At 60.6% G+C, this 17,629-nt stretch carries 15 protein-coding genes; 6 read left to right on the top strand and 9 right to left on the bottom strand.

What is annotated here, in order from left to right; genetic code table 11:
• Nucleotides 1-83 precede the first annotated feature (83 nt).
• The 3 genes from OIU37_RS10950 (at nt 84) to OIU37_RS10940 (ending at nt 3,272) form a co-directional block, all read left to right on the top strand.
• A complete protein-coding gene (locus OIU37_RS10950; protein WP_171602125.1) occupies nt 84-1,421 on the top strand; it encodes an extracellular solute-binding protein in 1,338 nt (445 codons plus the stop codon).
• A 124-nt stretch (nt 1,422-1,545) separates the two neighbouring features.
• On the top strand, nt 1,546-2,439 hold the full coding sequence (locus tag OIU37_RS10945; protein ID WP_171600908.1) for a carbohydrate ABC transporter permease: 894 nt from the start codon (nt 1,546-1,548) through the stop codon (nt 2,437-2,439).
• A complete protein-coding gene (locus tag OIU37_RS10940) occupies nt 2,439-3,272 on the top strand; it encodes a carbohydrate ABC transporter permease (protein ID WP_240602503.1) in 834 nt (277 codons plus the stop codon). Before OIU37_RS10945 ends, OIU37_RS10940 begins: the two co-directional genes overlap by 1 nt.
• Nucleotides 3,273-3,297: 25 nt before the next feature.
• Here OIU37_RS10940 and OIU37_RS10935 read toward each other — a convergent pair whose 3' ends face one another.
• From OIU37_RS10935 to OIU37_RS10920, 4 genes are read right to left on the bottom strand one after another with little or no spacing between them, the layout of a single operon-like run.
• Nucleotides 3,298-4,542: an O-antigen ligase family protein gene (locus OIU37_RS10935; RefSeq protein ID WP_319004715.1), complete on the bottom strand. Its 1,245-nt coding sequence runs from the start codon at nt 4,540-4,542 to the stop codon at nt 3,298-3,300.
• Complete coding sequence (locus OIU37_RS10930; RefSeq protein ID WP_240602506.1) at nt 4,539-6,101, bottom strand: undecaprenyl-phosphate glucose phosphotransferase; 1,563 nt, start codon at nt 6,099-6,101, stop codon at nt 4,539-4,541. Before OIU37_RS10930 ends, OIU37_RS10935 begins: the two co-directional genes overlap by 4 nt.
• A gap of 56 nt (nt 6,102-6,157) precedes the next feature.
• Complete coding sequence (locus OIU37_RS10925) at nt 6,158-7,327, bottom strand: glycosyltransferase (protein ID WP_171600904.1); 1,170 nt, start codon at nt 7,325-7,327, stop codon at nt 6,158-6,160.
• Between the two features lie 3 nt (nt 7,328-7,330).
• Nucleotides 7,331-7,906 (bottom strand): polysaccharide biosynthesis/export family protein, encoded by a 576-nt coding sequence (locus OIU37_RS10920; RefSeq protein WP_017959905.1) that lies wholly within the window; start codon nt 7,904-7,906, stop codon nt 7,331-7,333.
• 188 nt (nt 7,907-8,094) lie between these two features.
• Between OIU37_RS10920 and OIU37_RS10915 the strand changes: the two genes are divergently transcribed.
• A complete protein-coding gene (locus tag OIU37_RS10915) occupies nt 8,095-10,272 on the top strand; it encodes an exopolysaccharide transport family protein (RefSeq protein WP_264257520.1) in 2,178 nt (725 codons plus the stop codon).
• Between the two features lie 107 nt (nt 10,273-10,379).
• Here OIU37_RS10915 and OIU37_RS10910 read toward each other — a convergent pair whose 3' ends face one another.
• The gene (locus OIU37_RS10910; protein ID WP_264257519.1) at nt 10,380-11,621 is read right to left on the bottom strand and encodes a GNAT family N-acetyltransferase; all 1,242 of its coding nucleotides are present in this window, start codon (nt 11,619-11,621) and stop codon (nt 10,380-10,382) included.
• A 223-nt stretch (nt 11,622-11,844) separates the two neighbouring features.
• Nucleotides 11,845-12,054 carry a DUF2842 domain-containing protein gene (locus tag OIU37_RS10905; protein WP_171600901.1) on the bottom strand — a complete coding sequence of 70 codons (210 nt, stop codon included), beginning with the start codon at nt 12,052-12,054 and terminating at the stop codon, nt 11,845-11,847.
• Nucleotides 12,055-12,168: 114 nt separating this feature from the next.
• Here OIU37_RS10905 and OIU37_RS10900 point away from each other — a divergent pair, with 114 nt between their 5' ends.
• Together OIU37_RS10900 and OIU37_RS10895 are read left to right on the top strand one after the other, a co-directional pair.
• Nucleotides 12,169-13,272, top strand: coding sequence for a COX15/CtaA family protein (locus OIU37_RS10900; protein ID WP_171600900.1), 1,104 nt, complete (start codon nt 12,169-12,171; stop codon nt 13,270-13,272).
• 138 nt (nt 13,273-13,410) lie between these two features.
• Entirely contained in the window at nt 13,411-14,583 is a 1,173-nt protein-coding gene (locus tag OIU37_RS10895) for an endonuclease/exonuclease/phosphatase family protein (RefSeq protein WP_264257518.1), read from the top strand.
• On the opposite strand, the gene OIU37_RS10890 is transcribed toward OIU37_RS10895, so the two are convergent.
• The 3 genes from OIU37_RS10890 to speB form a co-directional block, all read right to left on the bottom strand.
• On the bottom strand, nt 14,580-15,371 hold the full coding sequence (locus OIU37_RS10890) for a sulfite exporter TauE/SafE family protein (RefSeq protein ID WP_264258460.1): 792 nt from the start codon (nt 15,369-15,371) through the stop codon (nt 14,580-14,582). The two genes, OIU37_RS10895 and OIU37_RS10890, sit on opposite strands and share 4 nt — an antisense overlap.
• A 180-nt stretch (nt 15,372-15,551) precedes the next feature.
• On the bottom strand, nt 15,552-16,484 hold the full coding sequence (gene argC / locus OIU37_RS10885) for an N-acetyl-gamma-glutamyl-phosphate reductase (RefSeq protein WP_171600898.1): 933 nt from the start codon (nt 16,482-16,484) through the stop codon (nt 15,552-15,554).
• Between the two features lie 60 nt (nt 16,485-16,544).
• The gene (gene speB, locus OIU37_RS10880) at nt 16,545-17,507 is read right to left on the bottom strand and encodes an agmatinase (protein ID WP_264257517.1); all 963 of its coding nucleotides are present in this window, start codon (nt 17,505-17,507) and stop codon (nt 16,545-16,547) included.
• Nucleotides 17,508-17,629 lie beyond the last annotated feature (122 nt).

The raw sequence follows: 17,629 nt of genomic DNA, 5'->3' as shown, positions 1-17,629 counted from the left end.
CTCTGGGGAAAGAAAACGTTCGGCCGCTGCTTGGCGCAAGGCCTGAACGGGGAGTGGAGAATAAACCAGATAAGGTGGAGCAGATGAAAAGAACCGTGAAATCGATCAGCATACTGCCGGAATACCGATTGAAAGCAGCTGTCGCGCTTGCTGGTGCGGCGCTTATAACCTTGGGCCTTTCGGCAGCCGCGCGCGCTGACGATCTGGCCGTGTGGGATGACCAAACCTATGAAGGTCAGAGTGCGGTCATAGAGCAGCTCAACAAGGAGTTCGAAGCTGCGAATCCCGGCGTCACGATCAAACGCACCGCCCGCACCTTTGATGACATGAAGTTGACGCTGAAGCTTGCGGTTTCGGCAGGTGATGGTCCTGTCATCACGAAAGTCAATCAGGGTGCAGGTGACATGGGGGCGATGGTCAAGGAAGGGTTGCTCCTGCCCGTCGACGACTACATCAAAAAATATGGCTGGGATAAGCGCCAGTCGGATTCGGTGCTTGCGCGAGACCGCTGGGAAGATGGAAAATTTGGGGTCGGTAAAACCTACGGCATATCAGGCCTCGGCGAGATCGTTGGCCTCTACTACAATAAAAAGATCCTCGGCGATGCGGGAGTAGCGCTGCCGCAAACCTTCGAGGAGCTGTTGGCCGGTCTTGATAAGCTGAAGGAAAAGGGCGTCCCACCCTTCATGATGGGCTCGGCAAAGCAGCATCTGGCCCTGCACATGATCGGCGCCATCGAGCAAGCGCATATCGACGCGAGCAATCGTGCCGAGCTTGACGATCTGATTTACGGCCGGGGCGGCTCCTGGAACACCAAGGGGAACATCGAATCCGCCAAACTCGTGCAGCAATGGGCACAGGGCGGTTATTTTTTCCCCGGCTTCGAAGGCATATCGGGTGACGACGCCGTCCAGCTTTTCATTTCCGGGCAGGGCGCGTTCCTGATCTCCGGGACCTGGTATTTCGGTGACATGCAACACAATCCGGATATCGGCTTCATGGCAATTCCCGCCCCGAAGGGTATTTCCAAGCCCATGAGTGTCGGCGGCGTGGATCTTGCCTGGGCGATAACGAGCCTTGCCAAAACGAAGCCGACACAGGACGTCGCCGGCGCATATATCGATTATATGGTCTCGGAAAAGGCTGCTGAAACCTGGGCCAATGCTGGCTATCTTCCGGCAACTTCGCTCGCGGCTGACGCAAAGCCAAAGCTCACGCCGCTCCTCAGCTCCGGCATCGAAATGTGGAAGACACTCAACGCAAACGACGCTCTCGGCCATTACCCCGACTGGTCGAGCCCGACGATGCTGAAGACAATAGACGACAACACGCCACTTCTTCTGTCCGGCAATATCACGCCCGAAGCCTTTGTCGATGCCATGGACAAGGATTATCAGGCGTACCTGAAGGATAAGAAATAAAGATTGCAGGTGCTGGTCACGGCCGTCCCTGCGGTCGTGACCTCAGTCTCGTCGATCCACATAAATGAGCACTGCGATCGGCTTGCTGCGCGATGACCACAGCTTTAGCTTTATGGAGTAATGGATGAAACGCTCCGCACTTGATGGCTCGCAACAGACCAATTTTATCTATTTATTGCCTGGATTGCTGTTCTACGCGGCTTTTGTCTTTGGACCGATCATCGCGGCTTTGGGTTTGAGCCTGACCAGCTGGGACGGCCTGAGCATGCCCAAGTGGGTTGGTCTCGGCAATTACGTCGCTCTCTTTTCTGACAGCCGTTTTTATATTGCCTTGCGCAACAATGCCGAGCTTATGATCTTCTACTGTGTCCTGCCGCTCGTGCTCGGCATAACTCTTGCTGCTTGCGTCTGGAATCTGAAGCAGCGCGAACAACTCGCGCTTCGGACCTTCCTGTTCCTGCCTTATATCATGCCGACCGCCGTGTTGGGCATCATCTGGGCATGGCTCTACAATCCCGCATTTGGCCCGTTCAATCAGTTTCTGAGAGCAGTAGGGTTGGGCGCCTTCGCACTCCCGTGGCTGGGAGATTTCAATTTTGTGCTTCCCGCGGTCGGGATCGTTGCCACATGGTATTTCTTCGGTTTTTGCATGGTCATCTTCCTGACCGGAATTCAGCGCATCGACCCGTCTCTTTTCGACGCTGCCAAGGTCGATGGCGCTTCGGCGCGAAAAACCTTTTTCTGGATAACGCTGCCGCTTCTCTTGCCTGAAATAAGGGTGGTGTTGCTCCTGACGGTCATAGCGTCAATCAAAAGCTTCGACCTGATTTTTACAATGACCCGGGGCGGACCCGCCAACGCCACGCTCGTGCCGAACATCTACATGTATCAGCTCGGCTTCGAGCTCAATCGCTTCGGCGCTGCGGCGGCCATCGCCATTGTCGGCGCAGTACTCACCTTCGTCATCAACTACGCAATTCACCGATTTGTGGGATCGCAGAACAAAGGACGGGCTTGATGAGCCGTTGGTCTAACATCTCCGCCGGTACGCTATTCCTCCGCATTGTCCTCTGGCTTCTTGCTTTTGTAACGATCACGCCGTTCCTGCTTCTGCTTCTGACGTCGATAAAGAGCAAGGCCGACGTTCTGAAGGGTGCGTTCGCGCTGCCGGCATATCCACATTTCGAAAATTACGTCGATGCTTGGAATGCCGGACATTTCAACATTTACTTCTGGAATTCGATCATCGTTGTCATACCCGTCGTTGCTGCAAGCGTCTTTTTAGGCCTGCTGACGGGTTTTGCCTTCGCCTACCTGTCGTTTCCGTTCCGGCGCACGCTATTCGCTATCCTGACGCTCGGCATGATGGTGCCGGCGGAGGCCTTCATCATCCCGCTTTATTATGAAATGCGGTATCTGGGGTTGATCAATACCTATGCGGCTCTGATTTTGCCGCAGATCGCGATGTCGATACCGTTCTCGACGATCTTCCTCGCCAGCGCGATGCAGCAGCTGCCGGAAGAAGTTCTCGAAGCGGCGGTTCTCGATGGCGCCGGACGCTTCTATATCCTGCGCAAGATCGTCGTCCCGCTCATGGTGCCGGCAATGTCGACACTGGCGCTGTTCCTGTTCATATGGACCTGGAACGAGTTTCTGATTCCGTTCATCCTGGTCAACGATGACGACTATCGGACGCTGCCCCTCGGCATGCTGTTTTTCCAAGGGCGTTATACCGTCAACACGCCGGTTCTGACCGCCGGCGCGGTGATTGTCATTTTCCCGCTCATCGTGACTTATCTCATTTTCCAGAGGCGGTTTATTGCTGGCTTGACGGCAGGAGCGACGAAATAGACAGCCGCCCATTGACGGCAAGACCTCACGCCGCCTCGTGGCGTCGTCGCTCGCGCTTGTGGCGCACTTCCAGCGCCGCGCAGCCCCAGACCGTGCCAAGCAGCAGATAGACATGGCGCCAGTGGTCGATATCGATGACGTTGCCGATTGTCGCATGGCCGAGAACCGAGATCCAGGCGATCATCAGGAAGGGCTGCCACGGCCGGTCGAGCAGCAGGTTTCGGAAACCGAGAGCCAGCGTCCAGACAAGCATGCCGACATAGCTGACGAAGCCGAGCCAGCCATAGGAGGTGAGCGACTTCAGCCAGATGTTGTGCTCGTCCTCGGGAAACATCGTCCCGAACACCAGCGGGCCGATGCCGAGCGGACGCTCCATCATCATGGTGAAGCCGATCCGGTGGCGCTCGAAGCGGCCGAGATGTTCGCCGTCATATTGCTGTACCAGCTGGGCGCGCGCCGAAAACAGTTCGGCGACCTTCGGGATCTGCAACGCCACCAGCAGCGACGCGATCAGCATGATGATCGCCGCCAGCGACAGGACCAGGACTCGCAAGCGAAAGGCGCCGCTGCGCTCCTTCAGCAGCATGATGAAGATCAGCAGCACCACGCCGAGCGCGAAGAGCCCCCAGGCGGCGCGGGAAAAGGAGAGGAAAATGCCGAGCGCAAGCACGAGCAGGGCGGCGGCCTTCAGCGGCGATTTCTTCAGGTCGCCGACCAGGATACCGTGAACCAGATAGAGCGATGGCGGCACCAGGAAGGGGCCGAAGACGTTCGGATCTTGAAAGGCGCCCTTGGCACGGTCGTAGAGCGTGAAGATTTCCGCGCCCGAAAAGGCGTGGAAATAGCCGAGTATGCCGAGCGCGGAGGTGGCGACGGCCGCGAAGGTCCAGGCATTGAAGATCAGTGGCAGCCGCCTGTGGCTGTCTTCGATGATTGCCGCGTAGAAGACTGCCGTCAGCGCCAGGAAGGTCGACACAGCGATATACATCGGCGCCGTTGCCAGGTCCTTCATCTGAGTCAGCGATAGCATGCCGCCGATATTGAAGGTCAGCAGCAGGGCAAGCAGCGGCGCCACGCTGCGCGAAATCCTGAGGCCCAGGATGAACCAGAGGCCGATCAGTCCCGCCATCCAGAGTTCATAAGGTGCCGGCTCGTCGATCACGAAACCGGAAAGGAAGACGCCGAAGGCGACGAAGGCCGAACCGATCAGGCGCAGCGTCATCCGCTGCGGCTGGGCGACACGGGGATATGTCGCCTCGATCGCGGTCAATAGGCGTTTTCCGTGTTGAGCAGTCGGATCGGCGTCAGGAACAGGATCTTGAGATCGAACCAGAGCGACCAGTTCTCGATGTAGTAGAGGTCGTAGGCCGTGCGGAACTTAATCTTCTCGTCATTGTCGACTTCGCCGCGCCAGCCGTTGATCTGTGCCCAGCCGGTGACGCCGGGCTTGACGCGGTGGCGGGCGAAATAGCCCTCGACGACATCGGAGAAGGCGCGATCGCGCGCCTGGGCGAGAACGGCATGCGGCCGCGGGCCGACCAGCGAAAGCTCGCCTCTCAACACATTGAAAAGCTGCGGCAGCTCGTCGATCGAGCTCTTGCGGATGATGCGTCCGACACGGGTGACGCGCGGATCGCCCTTTGTCACCGCAGCCTTGCCTGTGGGGTCAGCCATGTCGGTGTACATCGAGCGGAATTTGAAGACGTTGATGACTTCATTGTTGAAGCCATGGCGCTTCTGCATGAAGAAGACCGGGCCCTTGGAGGTCGCCTTGATGGCGATCGCGGTTGCGAGCATCACCGGCCAGAGCAGCGCAAGCGCGACCACGGTGAAGAAAATGTCGAAGCCGCGCTTGGCAACCGAATCCCAGTCGCGGATCGGCTTCTTGAAAATATCGAGCATCGGCACCGAGCCGACATGCGAATAGGCGCGCGGCCGGAAGCGCAGCCGGTTGGCATGCGCGGCAAGGCGGATATCGACCGGCAGAACCCACAGCTTCTTCAAAAGGTCGTAGATACGGGCCTCAGCCGACAGCGGCAGGGCGATGATCAGCATGTCGATGCGCGTCAGCCGCACGAATTCGACGAGTTCGGCGACAGTGCCGAGCTTCGGATAACCGGCGACCATGATCGGCGAGCGTTTCTCGCCGCGGTCGTCGAAGATGCCGCAGATGCGGATGTCGTTGTCGGCCTGCTGTTCGAGGATGCGGATCAGGTCCTTGGCCGGCTCGCCGCCGCCGACGATGACGGCGCGGCGTTCCATGATACCGTTGCGCGCCCAGTTGCGGATGCCGTAGGCAACCAGGAAACGCTCGGCCGCAAGGAAGAGCGCGCCTGCGACGAACCACGGGATATAGGCATCGACCATCGCCCATGTGGTGCCGCGAATGAGCGCGAACAGGCCGACGGTCAGGAGAAGCGCGATCGTCCAGGCGGCGACGATGCGCGGCATCAGCCGCAGCTTCGCCCGCAGGGCGGGAATGGTGTAGGTGTCGGCAAGCTGCAGGCCGATGACGGTCAGGGCCGAAGCCATCGCTGCCATGCCCGTCCGCATCCAGGTGGAATCACTGCCGTCACCGGGCCAGAAATAGTGGATGATCAGGGCGATCGCGAAGAGCGCCAGGAATTCCAGCAGCCGCAATTGCCCGATGATGATCACAGGCGAATTGGTTCCGTCGCGGAACTGTTCGGCGATCTGCCGGGCATAGGGGTTGATTTCGGTCGGGTCGGAAGGCTTTTCCTGACCCGCGTCGCCGCGCGCCTCGATGTCGGAGACCTGCTTGCGCAGGGCCTCCACGTCGAATTGATCGCCTTTTTCCAGCTTGTTCATGGGGGCTTTTCGCTCGTTGACATCAAGCGAAATACCAGAAAGCCCCTAAGAAATATTTACGAAGCGGCGGGCACTGCTTGGCCGGCAGCGGGATCGACGAGCTCATGGTACAATTTCAGGACATCACGCGCCATGACGGCGGAGGAAAACACCGCCTTCACCGCCTCGGGCCTCGGCATCGTCCTGGCGTGCCAGCCGGGCGTGCTCAGCGTTTCCGCCATGACGCGGGCGAGATCGTCGGAATTGCCGGGCTCCACCAGTGCTGCGCTGTCCGCGCCGAGCACCTCGGGAATGCCGCCGACACGGCTTGCAATGATCGTCTTGCCGGCGCCGAGCCCCTCGAGCACGATATAGGGCATGGCTTCGGCGCGCGAGGGAACGACGAGGTTTTGCGCCATGGAGAAGGCTTCGTGGACCCGCATTGCCGGCAGCATGCCGATGCGTTTGCCAAGGCCGCGTTCAACCATCATTTCACGGTAGCGGTCGCGATCCGGCCCGTCGCCGATCATCAACGCCGACAGCGGCCTGCCGAGCAGCCGTTCGGTCTTGGCGAAGGCATCGACAAACAGATCGGGACCCTTGAGGTCCCGGAGCATTCCCACATAGATGAAATGCACGGCATCCGAGCGGGTCGGGATCGGCTCGAAATCGCGCTCGCCGATGCCGTTGTAGATCAGTCTCGTCTTCGTCCGCGGCCGTCCGACCTTGCGCGCATAGGTGTCGCGCTCATATTCGCAGATGAAGACCAGCGCATCGGTGAAATATTCCTGCAGGCGCTCCATCCTGAGGACGAACTGTCCGCTGAGCGAGGAGCGCGAATAATGCAGGCTTCCGCCATGCGCGGTATAGAGGCGGGCTACGCGATACCTGTTCACCCGCAACGCTGAGCCGGCAAGTCGCGCGAGCACGCCGCCCTTGGCGCCGTGTCCGTGCAGCACATCCGGCCGCAAACTTTTGATTTTCTTGTATGTATCCCACATCGTCGCAATATCGGACGGGCTGATCGAGCGCCGGATCGGCACGCGCGTCAGGCCGAGCGAGAGATAGGGACGGATATCGTCGAACAGGCTGTCCTCGTATTCGCCGCCGGTCGAGCTGTCGCAGAGGATGCCGATTTCATGGCCGGCCTTGCTGTGCTCCTCGACGAGATCGCGGACATGGCGGAAAATTCCGCCGACCGGCGACCTGAAGCAGTGAAGGATGCGGAGCGGCTGCTGTTTTGCCATCGCTCAGAAAAGCCGTTCGCGAACGTAGATCGTATCACCTGCGATGATCGGCCCCGATATATTGATGCGGCCGGTCAGCACCTGTCCATTGATCTTGCGAGTGACATCGACCATGCGTTGGTTGGCGCGGCTGGTGAAACCGCCGGCAACCGCGATGGCATTCTGCACCGTCATGCCGGGAACATAGGCATACTGGCCGGGCTGGCCGACTTCACCCATGATGAAGACCGAACGGTAGCGATCGACATCGATGGTGACGTCGGGATCGCGAAGATAGCCCTGCTGCAGTTTCTGGGCGATCTGTCCCGAGAGTTGCTGCAGGGTTCGGCCGCGGGCAGGGACCTGGCCGATGAGCGGGAAGGCAACATAGCCGGCCTGATCCACCGTATAGGTATTGGTCAGGCTCTGCTGGTCGAAGACGGTAATGCGCAGCCGATCGCCGCTGTCCAGCGTGTAGGGCTGGATGGTGGCCTCGTTGAAGGCCTTCGGCGCAGGCCTGTACGTCGTGCAGCCGCTCAGTGCTGCCGTCATGGCTGCAAGGCTCAGGGCCAAAAGGATTTTGGGCTGGACGACAGACATCCGCTTGTGCTCACAAAATGAACTCGGTGCAGTCGTTATCGATCCGTTAGGGTTAATGCCCGGTAAAGGACGCCCGCAATTTCCCGGTTTCCTTCATCGATCATCGCCCTTTCCCGGCGAGATCGCCATTAACCGTTGAGTTACCATGGTCGTTTACACTTACGGCACCTTTGTAGTGGAGTAAGAGCATGTCCGGCGTAGCTCGTGATCAGGATGTGGACATCGACCTCGGCCAGTTGGTCCGTGCGGTCTGGGCGCGCCGTCTGCGGATTTTGACAATCACCCTCGTGGGGGCAGGCGTCGCCTTTGCCGGCGCCAAGATCATGTCGCCGCAATATCGCAGCGAAACGCGCATACTCATCGAACCCCGTGCGCCGGCTTTCGCCAGCACGCAGCAGGCCAATGACGCCAGCTCCGGTCCGCTGATGGACGAACTGAACATCGCCAGCCAGGTGCAGCTTCTGCAATCGGCCGATCTCCTCAAGAAGGTCATCAACGATCTGAAGCTTTATAACCTGCCGGAATTCGACGATGCCGCCAGCGGCTCGGCGATGAGCAGTATCCTGGTGAAGCTGCACCTGAAGAAGAACCCGCTGGAAAATCCGCCGGAAGAGCGCGTCATCGACGCCTTCGTCGAACGCCTGCAGGTCTATCAGGTGCCGGGTTCCCGCGTCATCGGCATCACTTTCACCTCCAAGGACCCGAAGCTTGCCGCCGCCATCCCGAATGCCATGGCGAATGTCTATCTTTCGACCCAGAGCGGCGCCAAGCTCGATTCCAATTCCGAGGCGACCCGTTGGCTGGAGCCGGAGATCGAGGGCCTGCGCCAGAAGGTCAGCGAAGCGGAGAAGAAGGTTGCCGAATACCGCACCTCGCACGGGCTGCTGCAGACGAACGGCACGACCACTTTTCCGGCCCAGCAACTGAACGATATTTCCGCTGAGTTGACCCGCGTGCGGGGCGACAAGGCCAATGCCGAGGCGAGGGCACAGGCTGTGCGCAATGCACTGTCTTCGGGCGAAGCCTCCGATACGTTGCCCGACATCATGTCCTCCCAGACGATCCAGCGGCTGAAGGCGACGGAATCCGGCCTGCAGTCGCAGATCTCCGATCTGCAGACCAGCCTACTCAACAACCATCCGCGGCTGAAAAGCCTGCGCGCCCAGCTTTCCGATATCCGCACTCAAATCCGCCAGGAGACGCAGAAGATCCTGGCGAGCATCGAGAATGAGTCCAAGGTCGCGGATTTGAGGGCAAGTGAACTCGAACGCCAGTCGGACACGGTGCAGGCCACCAGTGCCCGCGCCGGTGAGGATGAGGTCGGCCTCAATGCGCTGGAGCGCGAGGCGAACGCCCAGCGCCAGTTGCTTGAAACCTATCTGGTGCGCTACCGCGAGGCTGCCTCCCGCGCCGACAGCAATTCGAGCCCAGCCGATGCCCGTATCGTTTCGAGGGCCGTCGAGCCGGTCGATCCTTATTTCCCCAAGGTGGTGCCGATCGTCGTCGTCGCTGCCGTCGCGACGCTGATCATGAGCGCCATCGTCATCATGCTGGCCGAACTCTTCAGTGGCCGGGCACTCCGCCCGACAGATGCGGCTTCAGAGACAATCGAGGCAGAAGCAGTCGTCGCGGAGAAACATGTGCCGCAGGCCGCTCCGATCGCCGCCGCCGGAAAACCCGTTCAGCCGAGCATGCTCGCCGTCGTCGCGGACGAGGAGGATACGATCGAGGACGTGAAGGTTGCCGATCTAGGGCCAGAGGACGAACCGGAGGATGACAATGAATTCTCCGTCGCCTCAGTTGCGGATTATCTCACCGGCAGCCGCGCCCCGCTGGCAATCGCCATATCTCCGACCGGTGACAACGGCTCGGCGGCGACGGTTTCGCTGACCCGCATGCTCGCCGATGCCGGCCACCGCGTCATCCTGATCGATATGACCGGCTCCGGCTACCCCACAGAACTGATGGCCGAGGACCCGGCCGCCCTTGGCGTCACCGATCTGCTTTGCGGCGAGGCCGCCTTCGGCGACACGATCCACGGCGACCGCCTCTCCGATGCCCACCTCATCCCTCAAGGCCAGAGCGACGTGCGCCGCGCCATGCGCGGTGTCGACAGGCTGTCGTTGCTGCTCGATGCGCTCGCCGCCGCCTACGATCTCGTGGTGGTCGAATGCGGTTCGGCCGATGTCGCCGGCGTCTCGCGGCTGACACGCAGCCGGGACGTCGAGATCATCCTCTCGCTGCCTGAGGTCGAGGAGACCATTTTCGTTGCACTGATGATGGAGTTCCAGGCTGCCGGCTATGAGCGCGTCGTGCTGATGTCGGGCGGCGAAGGGGCCGAGCAAACGCTCGGCCGGGCCGCTTGAACGGTTAAAGCATGTCGCGCAAAAGTGTGCAGCGGTTTTGCGGCAACGACATGCATAAAACAAAGAGCTAAAGCGCAAGGAGCGAATCTGAAAGATCGCGACGCGCTTTAACCGACCCGTGCCCGGATACCCTGGGCGAATTTATAGAGCTTCGGGCGCACCTTGATGTGCGCCTTGCCGCGGGTGACGAGCCGGTGGGCGCCGCCGGCGACGACGCCGAACGGCGATACCGGCAGCACCACGTCGTAATGCGCGGTCTCGACCGGCGCCCAGGAACGCTTGTAGGTCTGGTCGCCGAGGCCGAAATCGAACAGCGCGACGCCCTTGCCATGCAATCCCGAGATGGTCTGCCAATAGAGAAATTCGCCGGGGCTCGTATCCGGCACGAGCTCTTCATCGATCGCGCCGAACTGGCAGATGATATGGTCGCCCTTGCGCGAAATCCCTGAAATCGCGGCGATCTTACCCTCATGCCCCCCCTTGAGCCGGAGCATATGCATCTGCAGCCCAAAGTACTGCCTGCTGTCGTCCTGCTTGTCGATGAGACCGTGCAGGAAGGTCTGCGTCTCCCTGTCGGCAAAGACGTCGGGCAGACCGAGGCTGGCGAAGCGGGCGCTTTTCAGGCGGAAGAAGATATCGAGCACGCCATGCTGTTCTGCCGATGTCTCGGGAATGACGTATTCGAAGCCGCCGGCCGCCTCGAGACGCTTCGACTGAACACGGAATTTCTTCCGTCGGTTCTTGGCGTTGAGCTGCTTCAGCGTGTCCTCGAAAGCGGGAAGGAACGGCAGCTGGTAGGCATGATTCTGGTTCTGCACCATCGGCAGCCCGGCGAGCGGGCTCTCTCGCCCGCGCCATTCGAGCGGAATGTTCTGCAGCAGCAGCAGATCGGCGCGGCCCTTCAGCGCATGCCGGAGCTGGCCGGCGAACTCATGGGGGGCGATTGTCCTGCCTGCTTCGGCAAAGCTCTCTGCGAACAGGCCGGTATTGATATTGCTGTGATCGGCGGCAATGAATTTCGCCGTCCTGAGGCCGCGAGACTTGACGATCTCGACCGGCAGAATGAAGGCGGTCTGACCCGCATGAGTGGCCTTGAGGATCGCAAGCGGCCGCTGGAAGGCGCTCACCCAGGCGGCGCACCAGTCGTAGCTCTGATGCAGGGACTGGAGGTTGTCGCGCTCCAGCGCCCGCCAGTCATCCTCCAGCGGCTGCATCGCGTCGAAGACTACGATGTCGAGTTGGGCCATGGCAAGTTTCATGCTCAGCTGGCGCAGGCGCGAAATGGCCGTATCGGCCAGCGCCACGTCGTCGGACGGCTGTTCATGGACATCGAGCGGTTGCGTCTGCACGGTTTTCTCCGGTCAAGAATGCTGAACGGGAAGGTAGGTATGGCAGACGTATATTTGGTTTAACCGCAGGCGATGGGCGAGGTTTTCCGCGTATCACGGTTATTCGGCCGTTAATGGCCCTAAAGCATGTCGCGCAAAGTGTGCAGCGGTTTTGCGACAACGATATGCGTAAAAAACAAAGACCTAAAGCGCGACAAGCGAATCTGAAAGATCGCGACGCGCTTTAGCGCTGCGGTGGCCCGGCCATCCATTTGATGATCACCATCGCCGGCAATACCCAGAGCAGGCCGGTGAGCAGGAAATAGAGCAGATGTCCCCACCAGGGCGCGTTGCCGAGCGTTGCCACCGCGATCGTATTGGCCACCAGCGCATAGAGGAGCACGAGCACGATGATGAGGATCGTGCCGATGAATTTGCGGAGGCGGACGGGCATCGGTTATCTCTCGGCATGGATGGGCGAACCGGCGCGACGGCATGCCGCAAAGGTTCGGGGCTTGTTTTGCATGAGCCGCTGGGGCAAATCAACTGCCGGATAGAAGGAGACATCATGGCCGTCGCAAACCCGATCACGGAACAGGCGATCCTGAGCGAAGTGCGCAAGCAGAATCGCGACCGCCGCGCCTTGCGCCTCTGGCTCGGCTTCGTGCTTTTGGCGCTCTTCTGTCTCGTGCTCGTCGGCGGCGCCACGCGGCTGACCAATTCCGGCCTGTCGATCACCGAGTGGAAGCCGATCCACGGCGTCATCCCACCGCTGTCGGCCGCCGAATGGGAGGAGGAATTCCGCCTCTACCAGCGCATTCCCGAATTTCAGCAGTTGAACAGTTCCATGACCGTCGATGAGTTCAAGGGCATCTTCTGGTGGGAATGGGCGCACCGGCTGATCGCGCGTGCCATCGGCGTGATCTTTGCGCTGCCGCTCATCTATTTCTGGCTGACGGGGCGGATCGAAAAGCGCCTGCGCTGGCCGCTCGTTGGCATCCTGGCGCTTGGCGGCCTGCAGGGGTTTATCGGTTGGTGGATGGTGTCCTCGGGCCTTTCCGTCCGCACCGACGTCAGCCAGTACAGGCTGGCGACGCATCTCGTCATGGCCTGCCTAATCTTTGCCGGCTGCATGTGGATCATGCGTGGTCTCTCACCGCATTCCGACGATCCGCCACCGGCACGAAGCTCGCGCGGTTTTGCCGCCGCGATCGCCATTTTCTCACTGTTCCAGATCTATCTCGGCGCGCTGGTGGCGGGGCTTGATGCCGGTTTCTCCTTCAATACCTGGCCGCTGATGGATGGCGCCGTCATCCCGTCCGATCTGCTGATCCAGCAGCCCTTCTGGATCAATGCTTTCGAGAACCCGAAGACGGTGCAGTTCATTCACCGCATCGGCGCCTATACGCTCTTCGCATTGACGCTGATCAACATGGTGATCGCCCTTCGTGCAGCACCTTGGACCACCCACGCACGCCGCGCCATTCTACTCTTCGTGCTGGTGACGCTGCAGGCAGCGATCGGCATCGCGGCGCTGCTGATGCAGGTGCCGCTTCACTGGGGCCTGCTGCATCAGGCCGGCGCGCTTGTCGTCTTCGGCTTCGCCGTCGCCAACTGGCGCGGCTTTTACGGCGAATATCCGCACGGGACGATGATCGCCGAGCGCGATTGAAGCCGGGCCTCACCGTGGCGCAGCGCACGGATGTAGTCGTTCACGACCAACGGGCGCTTACTGACTTAAACGTGTAATATTGCGTCGATATATGCAGCTGGGTTAGGTTCGGCGAATGGCGACAGCGTGGAGGGGGCGATGTCCAATAATTATGCCGGAATGCGCAGGGCATTGCAGGGACAACCGGACGGAACGATCGAGCGCTGCGCGCAACGCCTTCTCGACATTCGCAAGACGCTAACGCCATTGCGCACCCAGAAGAAAGACAGCTCGCTGCTGCTGGCGACCTGGAACATTCGCGATTTTGATTCGAATAAATTCGGTTTCGGTCCACGCCTTCCGGAGACCTTTTATTATATCGCCGAGATGATCGCCTGCTTCGATCTCGTGGCGATCCAGGAGGTCAACCGCGACCTTTCGGCGCTGGAAAAGGTGATGAAAATCCTCGGCCGGGAATGGGATTATATCGCAACGGATACGACGGCCGGTTCAGGCGGCAATTCCGAGCGCATGGCCTTCGTTTACAACACTGAAAAGGTCTGGTTCCGCAAGATAGCCGGCGAAGTCGTGCTGCCGGAAGGTCATCTCGTCGTTTCCAGCAAGAAGGTGAAGGCGCCGAAAGGCCAGCCCAATGTCGAGCCGAAGACTGTCGAGATGGAGCAGCAATTCGCCCGCAGCCCATTTCTCGTGGCATTCCAGTCCGGTTGGTTCCGTTTCAGCCTCTGTACCGTGCATATCTACTACGGTGCGGATTCGGGCGAGCAGTTGAAACGGCGGATCGGGGAGATCAAGCAGCTCGTCGAATTTTTCGCCGACCGGCAGGATGAAGCCAGCAGCCAGGAACTCGACGTCAGCGGCGCCGTTGAAAACTACATCCTGCTTGGCGATTTCAATGTCGTCAGCCCCGAACATGAGACGATGAAGGCCCTGAAGAGCCACGGCTTCATGGTTCCGGCCGAGATCGACGGCAAGAAGGTGCGAAAGCTGGGCGACCATTTTTACGACCAGATTGCCGTGCGCGTGAAGGACAAGCGCTTCAAGGTTATAACCGGCGGACTGATCGATCTTTATGCCGACGTCTTCCGCTCCACCGACGAGGACAGGGCGCTCTATGCGGAATTCCTGCCGAAGAGCGATCCGGAAGCCGATCCGAAATTCAAGGCAAAGACCCCCGAGGCGCTCTACGAGAAATGGCGGACATGGCAAATGTCGGATCATGCCCCGCTATGGTTGGAGATCGATACCGATTTCACCGAGAGCTATCTTCAGACGATTGCAGCCGGCGGGCCGCCAGGACCGAAGCCGGTCTAACGCAGCACGCCATCGAGCAGCGGCATGCCGATGATCGCGGCGGCGGCGATCAGCACGTAGCAGGCGATGCGGAAAGTTCGTTCCTCGGCAAGCCCGAACAGTTTGGAGCCGCCGTAGAGCCCGACCACATAACTCGGCAGGATGACGACGGTGAGCGCAAAGACGGCAGGCACGAACAGTCCGCCGAAATAATAGCTGATGGCGCTGAAGACGCTCGAAATCGAGAAATAGAGCACGACATTCGCCCTGACGCGGGTGAAGTCGCTCTTGCCGCCGAGCCAATAGGCGACAACCGGCGGCCCGCCGAGCTGCGCGGCGCCGCTGAAAAGCCCGGCGATCAAGCCGATGCCGCTGGTGAGCGGTGCGGACGCCTCACCGTGATAACGCCATCCCGATACCAGCAGCGCAAGCAGGCAGATGGCGATGATCGTGATGCTCCAGCGCAGCAGTATCGGGTCGAGCAGCGCCAGCATCGCCGTGCCGGCCGGGACGCCGAGCGCTGCACCCGCCGCCATGACGAAAACCTCGGATCGGTTGGCGCCGCGCCAGGCCGGTGGGATCATCCCGAGTGTGGCAATGCCGTCGATGACGAGCAGGATCGGTGAGATCAGCTTCGGCCCGACAATCGCGCCGCCGAGCGGAATGAAGATCAATGCGGCGCCGAAACCCGAAAAGCCGCGGGCAAGCCCGGCGATAAAGGCAAACGCCATCAGCGCATAGATGCCATGATCGGGCAAGGCTGCGGCAAACCATGCGCCGACGCCAGCGATAAGCGCATCCAGCGTCATGACATCGGCTCCGTGATTCGGGATGGGCAGCGAGGAAGGATGCGGTTTCATAGCCCAATCGTCATCGATGATCGAGAGCGAAAGCGATACTGCGGTCGCCGAGGCAGGCGGCCGCGACATCATGATGATGAGATCGACATGAAGCTCGAGCGGCATCACATCGATGCCGCCGATCCCGCCTTACGAGGCGAGCATCAGGTCCATGTTCTGGACGGCGGCGCCAGAAGCGCCCTTGCCGAGATTGTCGAGCAGCGCCACCAAATTGACCTGCGACGCGCCCGGGGTGCCGAAGACGAAGAGCTTCATCGTGTCTTTGCCTTCGAGCTCGATGGCATTGACGCGAGGTAGGGCCTTGCTTTCGGCCAGCGGCACGACGGTTACGATATCCTGGCCGGCATAATGGGCGACGAGGGCCGCATGGATGCTCTCCATCGTCGTGCCCTCGGCGAGATCGTCGAGATGCAGCGGCACCTGCACGATCATCCCTTGCGCGAACTTGCCGACCGACGGCGAGAAGATCGGCGCGCGGTCGAGCAGGCCGTGCACGGTCATCTCGGGCACGTGTTTGTGGGTGAGCGGCAGGCCGTAGAGGAAATGCGGTGCGGTGATCGCATCCGGGTGATCCGGGTTTTCCATCTGCGCGATCATCTGCTTGCCGCCGCCGGTATAGCCGGAGACCGCGTTGACCGTGACGGGATAGCCGTCCGGCAGAATGCCGGCAGCGCGCAGCGGCCGGATAAGGCCGATCGCTCCGGTGGGATAGCAGCCGGGATTGGCGACGAAACGAGCGGCAGCGATCTTGTCGGCCTGCTGTTTGTCCATTTCGGCAAAACCATAGGCCCAGCCGGGATTGACGCGGAAGGCGGTCGAAGTGTCGATGACGCGCACATTGTTGTTGGCCGAAACCATTTGAACCGCTTCCTTCGACGCATCGTCGGGCAGGCAGAGAATGGCGATGTCGGCGCCGTTCAGCATGTCCTCGCGCATGGCGGCGTTGCGCCGCTCGGCTTCGGGTATGGACAGAAGCTCGACATCGCGGCGGCCTGCCATGCGCGTGCGGATCTGCAGACCCGTCGTGCCGTGTTCGCCGTCGATGAAGATTTTCGGTGCCATGTTAAACCTGCGCTTTCAATGGGTTCTGAAGGTTTCCGGATTCAGTTTGAGGATGATAGGTCAGCCTTGTGACACGGCGATGGCGCGTCGCTCGGCATGAAGCCCCAGCATATACATCGCCACCGTTGCCCCCGCAATGGCGGTGATGTCGGCATGATCGTAGGGCGGCGATACCTCGACGACGTCGGCGCCGCGGATATCAAGCTGGTGCAGACGCTGCAGCACCGAGAGGATCTTGGCGCTCGACGGCCCGCCGGCTACCGGCGTGCCGGTGCCCGGCGCAAAGGCCGGATCGAGGCAATCGATATCGAAGCTGAGATAGGCCGGCGCCCCGCGCGTATGGGAGATGATCGCCGAGGCGATATCGCTGGCGCTCATCTCCTCGACCTGATGACCGTAGAGAATATTGACGCCGCAATCCTCAGGCGCATGGGTGCGGATGCCGATCTGGATCGAGCGGTCGGGATCGATGATGCCTTCGCGCGCTGCCCGCGCCACGAAAGAACCGTGGTCGATGCGGCGTTCCTCGTCGAACCAGGTATCCTGGTGCGCGTCGAACTGCACGAGCGCCAGCGGCCCATGTTTTGCCACATGGGCTTTCAGCAGCGGCCAGGTGACGTAATGATCGCCGCCGAGCGTCAACAGGAAGGCGCCGCTGTCGAGGATGACATTCGCCTGTCGTTCGATAGCGGCTGGCGTGTCCTGATGATTGCCATAGTCGAGCAGGCAATCGCCGTAGTCGATCACGGCCATTTCGGCGAAGAGATCGCGGTTGAAGGGATATTGCGCATCATTGTCGAAGATCGCCGAGGCGCGCCGGATTGCTTGCGGCCCGAAGCGTGTGCCCGGCCTGTTCGATGTCGCGGCATCGAAGGGGATGCCCCAGACGGCGACGTCGACGCCGGCGAGCTCCTTGGTGAAGCGGCGGCGCATGAAGGACAGCGCGCCGGCAAAGGTCGGATCGCTGGCAGCGGAGGTAAGGCTGGTCGCCGTAAAGGCGTGGTCAATCGATCTGTTCGCCAAATCATGCTCCTTTTTCGGCCGCAAAATCATAGTCGCGTTTCGATACGGACGCTGCATTGCAGGATCGCCGTTCGACGCCAGAGCGACGGGCGGCGGGTCTCTCGCCAAGGAATTGGCCGATC

This window comes from Rhizobium sp. BT-226 (genome assembly GCF_025847085.2).
Lineage (GTDB): Bacteria > Pseudomonadota > Alphaproteobacteria > Rhizobiales > Rhizobiaceae > Rhizobium > Rhizobium sophorae.
This window is presented reverse-complemented; position numbering and strand designations above follow the sequence as displayed.

Bases quoted from the DNA above. Each gene is read 5' to 3' on its own strand.
- OIU37_RS10950 (WP_171602125.1), top strand. From the start codon at position 84: ATGAAAAGAACCGTGAAATCGATCAGCATACTGCCGGAATACCGATTG.
- OIU37_RS10945 (WP_171600908.1), top strand. From the start codon at position 1,546: ATGAAACGCTCCGCACTTGATGGCTCGCAACAGACCAATTTTATCTAT.
- OIU37_RS10940 (WP_240602503.1), top strand. From the start codon at position 2,439: ATGAGCCGTTGGTCTAACATCTCCGCCGGTACGCTATTCCTCCGCATT.
- OIU37_RS10930 (WP_240602506.1), bottom strand. From the start codon at position 6,101: ATGAACAAGCTGGAAAAAGGCGATCAATTCGACGTGGAGGCCCTGCGC.
- OIU37_RS10925 (WP_171600904.1), bottom strand. From the start codon at position 7,327: ATGGCAAAACAGCAGCCGCTCCGCATCCTTCACTGCTTCAGGTCGCCG.
- OIU37_RS10920 (WP_017959905.1), bottom strand. From the start codon at position 7,906: ATGTCTGTCGTCCAGCCCAAAATCCTTTTGGCCCTGAGCCTTGCAGCC.
- OIU37_RS10915 (WP_264257520.1), top strand. From the start codon at position 8,095: ATGTCCGGCGTAGCTCGTGATCAGGATGTGGACATCGACCTCGGCCAG.
- OIU37_RS10905 (WP_171600901.1), bottom strand. From the start codon at position 12,054: ATGCCCGTCCGCCTCCGCAAATTCATCGGCACGATCCTCATCATCGTG.
- OIU37_RS10900 (WP_171600900.1), top strand. From the start codon at position 12,169: ATGGCCGTCGCAAACCCGATCACGGAACAGGCGATCCTGAGCGAAGTG.
- OIU37_RS10895 (WP_264257518.1), top strand. From the start codon at position 13,411: ATGTCCAATAATTATGCCGGAATGCGCAGGGCATTGCAGGGACAACCG.
- OIU37_RS10890 (WP_264258460.1), bottom strand. From the start codon at position 15,371: ATGACGCTGGATGCGCTTATCGCTGGCGTCGGCGCATGGTTTGCCGCA.
- argC (WP_171600898.1), bottom strand. From the start codon at position 16,484: ATGGCACCGAAAATCTTCATCGACGGCGAACACGGCACGACGGGTCTG.